The organism is Asticcacaulis sp. YBE204, from assembly GCF_000495855.1.
Classification (GTDB): domain Bacteria; phylum Pseudomonadota; class Alphaproteobacteria; order Caulobacterales; family Caulobacteraceae; genus Asticcacaulis.
This window is the reverse complement of record NZ_AWGF01000010.1, coordinates 1-12984: the sequence shown is the minus strand read 5'-3', so window position 1 is coordinate 12984 and position 12984 is coordinate 1. Positions and strand designations below refer to the sequence as shown.

General features: G+C 53.2%; 11 protein-coding genes. 7 read left to right on the top strand and 4 right to left on the bottom strand.

Annotated features, from left to right (window positions below; all coding sequences use genetic code 11):
• The first annotated feature begins 66 nt into the window (after nt 1-66).
• Together AEYBE204_RS40050 and AEYBE204_RS41115 are read left to right on the top strand one after the other, a co-directional pair.
• Complete coding sequence (locus AEYBE204_RS40050; protein WP_081724689.1) at nt 67-336, top strand: helix-turn-helix domain-containing protein; 270 nt, start codon at nt 67-69, stop codon at nt 334-336.
• Nucleotides 337-405: 69 nt separating this feature from the next.
• On the top strand, nt 406-693 hold the full coding sequence (locus AEYBE204_RS41115) for a helix-turn-helix transcriptional regulator (RefSeq protein ID WP_081724688.1): 288 nt from the start codon (nt 406-408) through the stop codon (nt 691-693).
• Nucleotides 694-972: 279 nt separating this feature from the next.
• On the opposite strand, the gene AEYBE204_RS32085 is transcribed toward AEYBE204_RS41115, so the two are convergent.
• Genes AEYBE204_RS32085 through AEYBE204_RS41110 form a run of 3 tightly spaced genes read right to left on the bottom strand, consistent with a single transcriptional unit; the run spans nt 973 to nt 2492 of the window.
• On the bottom strand, nt 973-1710 hold the full coding sequence (locus AEYBE204_RS32085) for a hypothetical protein (RefSeq protein ID WP_023462659.1): 738 nt from the start codon (nt 1708-1710) through the stop codon (nt 973-975).
• Nucleotides 1711-1756: 46 nt separating this feature from the next.
• Entirely contained in the window at nt 1757-2356 is a 600-nt protein-coding gene (locus tag AEYBE204_RS32080; protein WP_023462658.1) for a DUF2285 domain-containing protein, read from the bottom strand.
• On the bottom strand, nt 2319-2492 hold the full coding sequence (locus tag AEYBE204_RS41110; RefSeq protein WP_369751900.1) for a transcriptional regulator domain-containing protein: 174 nt from the start codon (nt 2490-2492) through the stop codon (nt 2319-2321). The genes AEYBE204_RS32080 and AEYBE204_RS41110 overlap by 38 nt, the downstream gene beginning before the upstream one ends.
• Nucleotides 2493-2959: 467 nt before the next feature.
• On the opposite strand from AEYBE204_RS41110, the gene AEYBE204_RS32075 reads away from it, so the two are divergent.
• From AEYBE204_RS32075 to AEYBE204_RS32055, 5 genes are all read left to right on the top strand, one after another.
• Nucleotides 2960-3718 carry an ImuA family protein gene (locus AEYBE204_RS32075; protein ID WP_023462657.1) on the top strand — a complete coding sequence of 253 codons (759 nt, stop codon included), beginning with the start codon at nt 2960-2962 and terminating at the stop codon, nt 3716-3718.
• Nucleotide 3719: 1 nt separating this feature from the next.
• Complete coding sequence (locus AEYBE204_RS32070) at nt 3720-5150, top strand: hypothetical protein (protein ID WP_023462656.1); 1431 nt, start codon at nt 3720-3722, stop codon at nt 5148-5150.
• Complete coding sequence (locus AEYBE204_RS32065; protein ID WP_023462655.1) at nt 5147-8356, top strand: error-prone DNA polymerase; 3210 nt, start codon at nt 5147-5149, stop codon at nt 8354-8356. The genes AEYBE204_RS32070 and AEYBE204_RS32065 overlap by 4 nt, the downstream gene beginning before the upstream one ends.
• 49 nt (nt 8357-8405) lie before the next feature.
• Nucleotides 8406-9209, top strand: a complete 804-nt coding sequence (locus AEYBE204_RS32060) for a hypothetical protein (protein WP_023462654.1) — start codon at nt 8406-8408, stop codon at nt 9207-9209.
• A 73-nt stretch (nt 9210-9282) separates the two neighbouring features.
• Complete coding sequence (locus AEYBE204_RS32055; RefSeq protein ID WP_023462653.1) at nt 9283-11178, top strand: PIN domain-containing protein; 1896 nt, start codon at nt 9283-9285, stop codon at nt 11176-11178.
• Nucleotides 11179-11192: 14 nt separating this feature from the next.
• Here AEYBE204_RS32055 and AEYBE204_RS32050 read toward each other — a convergent pair whose 3' ends face one another.
• A complete protein-coding gene (locus tag AEYBE204_RS32050) occupies nt 11193-12704 on the bottom strand; it encodes a hypothetical protein (protein WP_155908393.1) in 1512 nt (503 codons plus the stop codon).
• Nucleotides 12705-12984 lie beyond the last annotated feature (280 nt).

Here is a 12984-nt window from a genome sequence, read left to right as displayed (position 1 = left end):
GAAACTCACGTGAAAAATGGATCATGATCCATGGCGACGAACTCTCATATGTTCGACGCTTAACGCATGAAACCGGAAGCAATATTAGGTTGGAATTTAAAGAGAATTCGGCAGGAAAAAAACCTGACGCAGCAAGAAATAGCCCTACGTATGGGCACAGCCGACCAAAAATACATTAGCTTTATTGAGAATGGCGCTCAAAATATCACGTCGAGAACAGCGTTTAGATTGGCGGCTGCTGTGGGCGTCAACCCGCGCGAATTATTTGATACGGATAACCTTCCGCCTGAGTATCAAGCTCTTGTTGATGAACTCAAAGAAAAATATGGGAGCTAATGCGGTTAAGCAGCAGACCTTGGATCATGATCCATGGCGCGCTTCCGGCGCCCCGGCATGCTGTAGGGCATGGATGTTGAGAGACTGATTGGTTGGAACTTTCGAAGGCTGCGGATGTTGCAAAACCTTTCGCAAGAGGAGATGGCCCTTCGACTTGGAAGCGTAGACCAAGCCTACATTAGCCAACTAGAGTCTGGCGGGCGAAATCCAACTGGTCGTACTATCTATCGCCTTGCAAGAGTGTTGGGCGTCAACCCAGGTGAATTGTTCTCATTAGATGGCGCACCGAACGATATCGTGGGCGATCCGGATGTAGTCGAGACGTCGGTTTCGGTTCATGGGAAACGAAAGCGCTAGGCAGTCTGGCTAAAGCGCGTCGACGCCTTCTCGACGCCACTACCGTTTCATTCGCCCTTCAAACTCTGCAATCGCATTAGAAAAATGCTCGTCGAAATATCCGCGCAGGTAATACTGCATACCGGGTGCCAACGGGGGAGGGAACTCGACGAATGACTGGATAGTCTCCGCGAAGTCATTCAATGAAAGTATTGTCCGACAAACGATTGAATTTAGAGTTGGCGTCAATGCCACCAACCCATTGTCACGGCGATCAGAATCTAAATATTCGCCCAAAACCTACAAGGGAACAAAAGCTTCTCTTACAAGGAAATCGTCATCTGCGACAAACACTGTATCGACGCTTTTACCGCTGTGAATTATCCGATCACGGAAATCCCTCAGTGCCAAAAAATATGACGATTGCCGTACATAAAATTCTGCGAGTTGCGCTGGAATCTTATATGTTTCAGCAATTTCATTAACTGACAACGGTATCGCAGGCGTCCCCTTAGCAACCATCTTGAAAAAACGATCAACCAATTGCTTCTTTTTGGGAGCGGTTTCGTCGTGTAACTTTATCGTATGCCAAACCTTTGCGATCAATTCTTGAAGCAAATCATAAATGGCACGGCATGTCGAAATCAAATATTCAATTTCGCCAATTATCATTCGGCTTAAACCGTAACCGATTTCGTCTCGTTTGTGATGTAGAAACGCAACTTTCTTAAGAGAAGCTGACAAATTGAATATATCATCGGTTATTCCGGTGATGTACGTGGAAATAGATGGAATACTGGCGCGTTGAACTAAAAAATCTAAAAACAAAAAGCTCATGTCGGTTTGCTTTTCAGCTTTATTTCCGAAGTAACCGCTTTCTGCTGGCCATCCCTGCAACTTCATTAGGCCGATTTCCGTTTCGACCCACCATTCCCAGCTATCTTCAATGTAAAACATTAAAGTGGCGATCACCCGCCCATTAATATTTTCCACGTCAAGATGTCTTATTTTCTGTAGTTCTTGGTTAGATATTGCCATTCGTGTACTCGCCACACCTTCGTCTCGGCACATTTTTCCGTAGGGGCTAACTTATCAAATCGCCATAAGCTCCTTCAACCATTCTCCGAGCATAGCCTAGCAATCGCCGCACCTTTAGCCGCATGAAATCCGAACCATCCGCCCACTCTTCTGCGGCCCTTTCTCCGAAAAGAGCAATGGCGATATCCCGCTGACTGGCACCTGCGGCGTATCCATCGTAAGCGCGCAAAGCGTAGACCCACCTCTCGGCCTTGGTTTCTATGGGGTATAGCTTCTGAACGAACCTGCCTTGCTGATGTAATCCTACCAATCGACGCAAGCTCATTATCCGGCTTTCCAAATGCTTGAACCCGGAAAGGGCGTAGCGAAGGTATACGGGCCCTGATAAAACCGATCCTTCGAGAACAAATAGCTGAAGATGGCGAACGCCATCGGTCAACAACACCACCTCGAAACCTTCTTCAAGGATAAGGACGTTCGCTAAGCCGCCGTACCGGTGCAGGTCAAAGGCATTCTCTACGCTATAGGCTGGCAATGTACGTACCAAAAGTACCGACTTATCCCAGTCCGGTCGCCAGAATACACGCGCTCTGTCTCCCAAGGAAACTTCATCCAGTGCGAAAGGATACCCCCCAATGGCCGGCATCTAACGCCGACCGCGCTTGGACCACCTTTACCTCGCGCTGCTGGGGGGAAATAATCAGGGGGCTCTCGCCTCTCGGTCGTTCCCGATAACGAGCGTTGCGCCTGAGCCAAGCCCACGCCCAGCCAACCCTGTCCATTTCCACGAGCGATTGGTAATTGCTCGCATCTCTCCAGTGATCGGCGTGCGTTATCATCCGCAACTCCATGCCTACTGCATTGACCGCGTTAAGGTAATTTATTTACCATGAGTACGATAATGCCGTTTCCGCATTTGCGAAATGATTTTATCCACAGGCCGCCCCTCTTATCCACAAATACCCTTAATGGTTGTGAAAATGTCACACGCCAAAAATTGCCCGCAGCGCGGGCGTGACTTACTAGCGGCAAAAAAGATTCTCGATTTTCGAAACACCAAGATTGGATGAGAATTTCTTGGCAACTCACTGTCCAAGCATGGATTTCGATCTAGGCTACGCACAAGCATGTGCCTTCAACTCCCTCGCCCGACCAAACTTGCCCTATTGACTCTTTTCTGAAGTTAAGAACAAAAAGCGAACATAATCATTTTTCACTGAGAGCCGATGCGTCAGAAGGACCCCACCCCGTGCCCGCCCCTACCCGCTCCACCCTTGCCGATCTCAGGGCGCGCATCCGCCGCTTGGAGACCGTTGACGGTCGCGAACGGACCTATCTCCCCTTTGGTGTGCGGGAAGTTGATCAACGCCTGCCGGGGGGCGGCCTGGCTTTAGGCTCACTGCATGAGGTCGCAGGAGGCGGTTCCGGAGCTATCGACGGCGCCGCCGCTGCCGCCTTTTGCGCCGGAATTGCCGGACGTACCGGCGGTCAGGTGTTGTGGTGCTTAACACGCAGCGATCTCTTTCCGCCCGGCGTTGCGCAGGCGGGATTACCTCCGGACCGCTTGATGCGCGTCACCGCAGATGACGAAAAGTCAGTGCTGTTGGCATTCGAAGAGGGCCTACGGCACGGCAGTCTGAGCGCCGTCGTCGCTGAAGTCGGTAGACTCGATATGACTGCATCCCGACGCCTCCAACTTGCAGCCGAAAGCACAGGCACGCTGGCACTGGCGTTACGACGATGGCGACGGGAAACCGAAGCGGGAGATTTTGGACAGCCGACGGCGGCGCGCACGAAGTGGCGTGTCTCGGAAGTCTTGCCGGAAAAGCTGAGCGTGGCAGGGGTCGCCCGGGCACGCTGGGCGGTGGAATTACTACGCGTACAAGGCGCCGAATGCGCTGATTTCGTATTGGAAGCGTGCGATGAGCAGGGTCTTGTCTCTTTACCTGCCGTTCTGGGCGACGGAGCGGCTTCGCCGGACACCGGGATCTGGCGCGCCCGGGCGTGAGGTGCCACTCGTTCTGAAAGGCGTTGAACGCGGCAAGCGCATCGTGACCGCGGTCGATGACCTCGCTTTGAAAATGGGCGTTCGGCCTGGCATGCCGGTGACGAAGGCCCAGGCGCTTTACAACGACCTCTTTCTCATGGATGCCGATCCAGTCGAGGATACTCGCGCGCTGGAGCGTCTGGCTATATGGGCACTTCGCATGTCCCCCATCGTGGCCGCCGACGCGCCTGATGGGCTAGTGATCGACACCACCGGCGCCGACCATTTGCATGGCGGCGAGGCGAACATGTTGAACACCATTCTACAACGGCTGGAGGAAACGGGCCTTACGGCGATCGGCTCCCTCGCCGATACGTGGGGTGGTGCTCATGCGCTGGCCCGGTTCGGTGGTCGGTTTGGCGGCATCATCCCCGCCGGCGAAACCGAAACCACACTCCTCGATCTGCCCATTGCCGCCTTGCGGCTGCCGGAAAAACTGGTCGATAGCCTGCGTACCCTTGGCTTTGATCGTATCCGCGACATCGCCCACCAACCGCGTGCGCCGTTAATCCTGCGCTTCGGGCCGGAATTGGGCCGTCGGCTGGATCAGGCTTTTGGCAAGGATCGCGAACCGATTGAAGCCGCACGCGAACCGGAAACGATCAGCGTTCAGCGCGTGTTCGCCGAACCGATATCGGCGGACGAGACCATTCGTCGGTATACGCTCAAACTGCTGGGCCAATTGTGCGACGCGTTGGAAGTGGCGGGGCTCGGCGTGCGTCTGGCGGACCTCTTATTTCACCGCGTCGACAATCAAATCGAAAGTGTACGCATCGCCACCGCTCGCCCCGTGCGGGACGTCAAGCAACTGATGCGGCTCGTCGGAGACAAATTCAATGCCATAAACCCCGGCTTCGGTATCGAGATCATTACGCTGTCGGCCACCTTGGCGGAACCACTCGAAGCGCGGCAATTCGCTTCGGGCCTCATCGGTGCAGAGACGCCGGAGATTGGTTCCTTGGTCGACATCCTCTCGAACCGCCTTGGTGAGAAGGCGATAGACCGGCCCTGCCCGGCGGCGTCCGATCTGCCGGAACGCAGCGTGCAATGGGTCGCGCCGGAAACTGAAGTCAAGACGCCGTGGTCGAATGATTGGAAGCGACCGACGCGCCTCCTCCCCCGGCCGGAAACTATTGAGGTTATGGCCCTCTTGCCGGATAGCCCACCGCGTACGTTCAAATGGCGCGGCCAGCGTCGGCGCGTTGTGCAGGCCGATGGCCCTGAACGGGTGTTCGGAGAGTGGTGGAAGCGCGATCCTGAACTGGAAAGCGTTCGTGACTATTTCTACCTCGTGGACGAAACCGGTAAAAGGTACTGGGTCTTTCGTGACGGTGACGGCGAGTTCGACGATACCGGCAAACAAGGGTGGTATATGCACGGCCTGTTCGCATGAAATATGCTGAGCTTCAGGTGACAACGCATTTCTCGTTCCTCCGCGGCGCGTCTTCGGCTGATGAGTTGTTCGCCACAGCCAAAGCCCTCGGTATCGAAGCGCTGGGGGTGGCCGATAGACATAGCGTCGCCGGCATCGTACGGGCTCACGTCGCAGCCCAGGCCCACGGTATCCGGCTAATTGTGGGTTGCCGGCTCGATCTGCGGGACGGTTCCTCCCTCCTCGTCTACCCGATTGATCGGGCGGGGTACGGCCGCATGTGCCGTTTGCTCACGATTGGCAAAAGCCGCGCAGGCAAAGGGGCGTGCGACCTGACATGGGACGATGTGCGCCTTTGGAATGAGGGCTTGATTGCGGTGCTGGTGCCTGATGCCCCCGACGAGATCACGGCTGCCAATCTGCGCAAAATGAAGTCTATCTTTGGCGATCGCGCCTATATGGCGCTAACACTACGTCGCCGGCAAAATGATCAGGTAAGGCTGCTGGACCTATCAAACCTCGCCAGCCGCGCCGGCGTCGATACCGTCGTCACCAACGACGTTCTGTTTCATGATCGGAGCCGCCGGAAGCTTCAGGATGTCCTCAGTTGCATCCGGAACAAGACTACCATCGATGATGTGGGCTTTAACCGGGAGCGTTTTGCGGACAGATACCTGAAGCCGCCCGAAGAAATGACGCGCCTGTTCCCCGGCTATGCCGCGGCTCTGCGCCGGACGCTGGAAATCGTCGACCGTTGCAAATTCTCGATGTCAGAACTTGTCTATCAATACCCCGAGGAAAAGGTGCTGACGGACATGTCGGCGATTGAAGCGCTGAAGCGGTACACATGGCAGGGTGCTCGCCAGCGCTATCCGGAGGGTGTGCCGGAAAAAGTTATGGATAGCCTGCGGCATGAACTGAAGCTGATCGAAGACCTGGAATACGCCCCCTATTTTCTCACCGTCCACGCGATCGTCCGCTATGCCCGCAGTCAGGGTATCCTCTGCCAAGGTCGAGGCTCCGCCGCCAACAGCGCGGTCTGCTACGTACTTGGCGTTACCTCGATTGACCCGGAGCGAAACGACCTTCTATTCGAGCGGTTCATCAGCGCAGAAAGGAATGAACCTCCTGATATCGATATTGATTTTGAACACGAGCGCCGAGAAGAGGTCATCCAGTGGATCTATGAGACCTATGCCCGCGACCGCGCGGCGCTCTGCTGTGTCGTCTCCCGCTATCGCACCAAAGGCGCTATCAATGATGTTGGCAAGGCATTGGGTTTACCGCGTGACCTGATTGAAACCTTGACGTCTCAGGTTTGGGGCTGGTCGAGCGAAGGCTTGGAGGCCAAACACACGCAGGGCCTCGGCATTAATTTGAACGACCGGCGCGTTAAGCTTACGATCCAACTGGCTCAGGAACTGGAAGGCGCGCCGCGCCATCTGTCCCAGCATCCGGGCGGTTTCGTCCTCACTCAGGACCGGCTGGACGAAATGGTCCCGATCGAGCCCGCCGCCATGGAAGACCGGCAGGTAGTCGAATGGGACAAGGATGATATCGACGCTCTAAAATTTATGAAGGTAGATATCCTCGCATTGGGCATGCTGACCTGTGTCCAAAAAGCGCTCGACCTTCTTTGTAAGGCCAAAGACATCGACCTGAACATGGCCAGCATCCCGGCGGAAGACCCCCGGACCTATGCCATGATCCGGAAGGCCGATACGCTCGGTACCTTCCAGATCGAAAGCCGGGCGCAGATGAACATGCTGCCGCGCCTGAAGCCACGGAGCTTTTACGACCTCGTCATTGAGGTGGCTATTGTTCGACCCGGGCCGATCCAGGGAGATATGGTCCACCCCTATCTGCGTCGCCGGGAAGGCAAGGAAAAGGTCGAGTACCCGTCGCCGGAACTGGAAAAGGTTCTCGGCAAAACCCTCGGTGTGCCGTTGTTCCAAGAACAGGCCATGAAGGTGGCTGTCGTCTGCGCCAACTTCACCCCCGGCGAAGCCGACCAGCTCAGACGCGCGATGGCCACCTTTAAACACACCGGCGGCGTCTCGAAATTCAAGGAAAAGCTGATCAACGGCATGTTGGCCAATGGCTACGATCTTGACTTCGCCGAACAGACCTTTGGCCAGTTAGAGGGGTTCGGCGCCTACGGTTTCCCTGAGAGCCACGCCGCGAGTTTCGCTCTGATCACCTATGCCTCTTGCTGGCTCAAATGCTGGCACCCCGATGTGTTCTGCGCAGCGCTTTTGAACAGCCTCCCCATGGGGTTCTACCAGCCGGCGCAGATCGTCAGAGATGCCCGAGAACACGGCGTTGAAATTCGGCCGGTCTGCATCAATGCGTCGCGATGGGACAACACGCTGGAGCCAACCGAGAACGAAGACCGGTTCGCCGTCCGGCTGGGCTTCCGCAATATCAAAAGTATGCAGAACGCTCAGGCCGCGACATTGGTCGCCAGTCGCATGAACACACCCTTCACCACCGTCGACGATGTCTGGCGTCGGGCCAAACTTCCCATCACTATCCTCACTACCTTCGCCGACGGTGATGTCTTCCGTGCGCTCGGTCTGTCACGGCGGGATGCGTTGTGGGCCATTAAGGGCCTCAGAGACGAAGAACTTCCGCTATTCGCGGCCGCGGCGCGCGCCCAACACGACGAATATATCCCTGAATTCGAAGAAGCGCCGGTTCAACTCAAGGCCATGACCAAGGGAGGCGAAGTGGTTCAGGACTACAACCACTTGGGCCTGAGCCTACGCGCTCATCCGGTTTCCTTCCTGCGCCCCGCCCTGTCGGAACGGAGAATTCTGTCGTGTGCGGATGGCAATAATCAAAAAGACGAAAAATACGCGGTAGTGGCCGGCATCGTTCTCGTGCGCCAACGTCCAGGGTCGGCTTCAGGCGTCGTGTTCATCACCATGGAGGACGAAACCGGCGTTATCAACGTCATCGTCTGGCCCAAAGTTTTCGATCTGCATCGGCGCATAATTATGGGCGCAAGCTTCCTTCAAGTGTCCGGCACTATCCAGCGAGAGGGCGAGGTCGTTCACCTCATTGCCCGGAGCCTGCACGACCTGACGCCGGAACTATCCCAGATAGACTGCATGGAAGGGCCGTTACACCCCCGCCTCAGTCGAGCGGACGAATTCTCTAGTGGGCCAAAAGGCAGCGACCGGCGTGGATCGCAGTCGTTTAGCAAATCTCGAAACTTCCACTAGGCGATCACCTAAGAATTCTGCAATATCCGACGCAACCAAGGGGGGGGGAATGAACTACGACCAACTTTCGATAGATCTTTTTCAGAAGTTCATTCGCGCGCGATCACACGCAGGCCGCATTCTACCGCCGTTACCGTATGGCTGGATTGATCTCCCATCGAAACTCCATCCCGCCTTCATCCCTTACAACGAGATGGTCGATGGGTTTTCGATGGAACTGTCAAATGCCGGAAACCAGTTTCGCCGGTACATTGATAATCTCGAAGCATGGGAAACCGTCATCTTGCCACTGGAGATTTCAGAAAAATTTCATGCGATCGTCGAATTTGTCGAACCAATAGCCAATGCGGCCCTAACCGCGCCCTACGTGATTCAAAACCGCTTCTTGTTTGCGTCAGCGCATCTCTGCCACGAGGCGAATAGGAACAAGGTCGCAGCCTGGATTGACGATCTTCCCGAAGATGACAAGATACAGCAATTACACGCTGACAAAGCTGGTAAGCCCTGGAAGAAATCTTACACTCGGTTCAGACAGGCCTTAGATCCCATCGCCGGTCCGGCGCATCGGGCGGCGACGCATAATTTCAGAAACAAGTTTATGCACCAATTCCCACAGCGAATTGAACTCGGCATTACTTCGACCGCAAAAAGGGTAAAGCATCCCCTCACTGGCAAAACCTGTATCGGTATAGGCGGTGACGCCCCGTTGCTAATTTCGGACTTTCTACCGGAATTGAGAAAGCAGTATGATCATATCGTTGAGGCCTACGCCCGATATCGAGCGCTGGTCGACGCACAATCGGCTTTCGTTCGAATGAAAAACGAGGAACTTCTTAGCGTAGTCAATTATTAAGTTATCACACTAGCAAGGAATAAATGTATAACCAGCCATTACTTTTAATCATACTTCGAGACACCACACCATTATGCCCAAGATCCAATATATAATTACTAATTTTCGCGACGCTGCAAACGCGATAAATTTAAAACGCAACATTAAAATTCGGGCAAAACTAGGCCAATTGCTTCAAGTGGCCGATTACAGAAACGATGTGATAACTGCAAATACTGCAAAGGATATCACGTCAGTTGAAATTCTTGAGCGCGCTGATGAAATCTATGAGGCGCTTTCAACCGAAATGACTGACCATATCCCCTCATTGAAAGAGGGTGATCTTTTGACGATCCGGGACGTTTACCAATTAACGTTGCGAGATTCCATAGGGTTCGTCCGTAACGAATTATATCGATACTACGAACCATTTCACAGGCAGGGCAACCTTGATGACGGTCACGTTGCATCCATTCTTGCCGACGGTGTGATGAGGGCTGAGACGGCTGCATCTACTGATGCGTCGCAACGGTTAAAGCGGGTTTTTCGCAAAGCTGGCCTAGACTTGGAACCCCTGGCTAGTCCTGTGCCGCTACCACCCCAAGACGGCCCCCAGATGTCGGTTTTCGTCGACACAAACCTTTTCCTTCAATATCGAGACCTAAAGGATCTTCCATGGCACGACGTACTGCCTGGCGTTACCTGGCTAGAAATTATAGTGGCAAAGGTTGTCGTTGAAGAACTCGACAACCACAAAAATAGCTCGGTCCGCCGACGCAGGGACCGGGCTAGGGCAGCCCTGAAGCGAATAAACGAGGCACCGCGAACGGCGAACGGAGCACTTGAACTACGCGCGAAAAATCCCAAGTTGACCCTTCGATTTGTGAGTGGTGCAAAGCAGGCAGCTAAATTCGAAGGACTCGATCTATCGAACAACGATGATCGGCTGGTCGCGTCCTTCATTGAAGGTTTGGCTCGCGGTCCCTGTAAGCTGATGTCGGACGATTCTGGCCCTCGCCTCACCGCTTACGACATGGGGCACATCCACGACGTAATCGAACCCCTTGTCGAATGGCGCCTAAAGGAAGAACCTGACATTGAAGCTCAAAAGCTGAACGAATTAACCTTTCAACTCAATCAACTAAAATCCGAAAGACCGATTATCGAAGTCGAACATCCAACCGAAATCAATTGGTTGGTGCCTGAACTGGCGCCCCTCGCGCCTGAGTTCGCCGCCGACCTTGCCCTGAACGTTATAAGGGATAATCCTCAAGCCTATTTGCCATCGAAACGCAATGAAGCTCAGGGGTTCAAAGGGCTAATTAATAACGGATTTTTCCAAACTGACATCGACGCTTACAACGCCAGCTACGAAACCTACCGCTCGCGCGTCAGGGGCTTTTTCGACGATGCTCACACGGCGGCGGCGACTTATTTGAACACAATTACTTTTCCAATCCGGCTGTTCAACAATTCCCCGCATACAGCCCATAAGCTGCTCCTTGAACTATCTGTCGACAACGGCGTTTCATTTCTGAAGGACAAAGCCGAAGCTAAACGATATCGCGGCAGCCTTGACTTACCACAGCCTCCTGAACGACCAACGTCACCCTATGAAGGAGATCGGTTTGATTTCACTGCGCGCGGACCAGCTTTGTCGCTCGCCAACCTACACCGGAATTCCCCACCACGAGATCCCACTAGATTTTATTGGCAGGTCAAACCTTCGTTCGGTCACAAAACGGCAAGTTTAATCTGCGAAGAGTTTCGAGCAAACGAGAGAGTGCCGCAGCAATTTCTGATCACTTTTTTCGGAACGACTGCGCGTGAATTTAATGTCAGTATTAAAATAACGGCGACAAACCTCTTAGCACCCGTTCGCAGTCAAACTACGGTTCGCGTCGGTTCGGAGAGTACATCATGGTCGGACCCGCGCGTTGAAAAACACCTGCCCAATTCATTTTATTCAATGATCTGTCCTGAACGGTAAAAACATAATGTCGCCTAACGGCCACTTTTCACCAGCTTTTGAACAAGACCGTCAAAGCAATCCTCTGAGGCCTTAATTACGTAGTCTGGCTGATAATATTTTCCGAAAATTTTAGTAAAGTGAGTTTCTGCAACCAAGCATCTGCTTGAAAAGTCTGCATCTGCGTCTGCTATGGATCGAATGATCGACGCAATGGACATTCTCGTTTCACGTACCGCAGCCATTAGCCAATCAAAATCATCAATACTAAGATACAGAATATATGCCGGCTTCACTGACGGTTCTAACCCCACCTCTTTCAGGGCCTGTGTCACATAATCTCCGCAGACATTATCCCAAAATTCTTCGCCTCCACCAATCAGGTGATCTCTATAGGTAACTACGATCCCATATACTTCGACGTCGTCTGCAATCTCACCGCTCGCCCGAAGATGAGCTGCGGCGGTCATAATCTGAATCACAGCTTTCAAGATTGTATCGCGCGTATTTCGCAGGATTGTTTGGCGGCTTTGAATGACACGGGCAATTGGGTGCAATTCAGTGCATTTAGCTTCGATAAAAACCGCATCTTTTTCATGACGCAGTAGAAAATCTGGACCTTTTGACCCTAAAGGTAGCAGCGCCTGCACTTGGGGGCCGCGCAACAAATCACCGTGCTTCGCATAAACAAGCCCCCTGTCGACGTAAGCTTCAAACACAGGACCAAACCTATCGCCGGCGAACTCATCGTCTTTCTCCCTGAACAGGTCATAGACATTGTTCATAAAGGCGCATTTTAGCAATTGCCCGCAATACGGGATGAACCGGTGACCGGATCTGAAGAATGGCCTCCGCTCAAGCGGCGTGTGCTCGTTTACCTGAAATTCGATGTCAGACTTTGGATGCGTATTGTCGCGGATGAACCGCTTCGCCTGATCCAAATCGAGCGATAGTAGCGAAAAAAAAGACTCAAGTTTGTCACGTGCAAACTGCGGCCCAAAGTAAGCTATCGAAATTCGTTGAGAGTCGCCTACAAGGACGGCGGTCAGGCACGCGTGGTAGATGTCAAAATATTCCTTTAGCGTGAGGCCGGAGAACTTGATGAATATTTCGTCCATACCATAGGCTGCGCCCATCTCCTGAAAAAGAATGAGCTGCCGACCCGAGCTACCACGTAGTCGATAGGTTTGGACTTGGTACGGCATCTGGAACCCGTACAACCTACGTATAAAGATTGGTGCCACATTTTCATCCAGTTGCCCTTCTAGCTTTAAGCCATTGTTGCTCAAGCGATAAGCATCGTTGAGGAGGGTCGTGAAGTCATCCTGATTTACGACTTTTAGTCCAAGCGCAGGCTCGGAATAATATAATGCCCACCTGACCAACAGCATGATCACCCAAGGCCACTGACCGTTCCATTTCCGAGCATCTTCTTCGGCACCGACAAATTGATGTAAACGAGACAATGCCACATCCAGAAACGCGGTTGGTTCCAGCGTCTTCAATTTGTTGCGGATCGGTTTATGTCTATCAAAAATGGACGGCACGATTCTCAGGTCTCCCTAAGAAGAGGGTAAAACATTTCTCGAATATGTGTGCCGTATTCCAGCTTTTAGATAAAGCACTTGCCCTAAAAACAGTGCAAGGTTGCGCATACCGTTGAGCCTAACGACTTAAGATCGGTTGCAACTTCGAATTGGCTTCTATCGCAGATGCCGTCAACTAGTCGCTCGATTTTGCGCGGCTTCCAACGCTGCGATAGCATCGAGGTAGGAAAGACTTCCGTCCGTTTCGGGCAGATCGAATTGGACTCCCTCAAAATCCCGG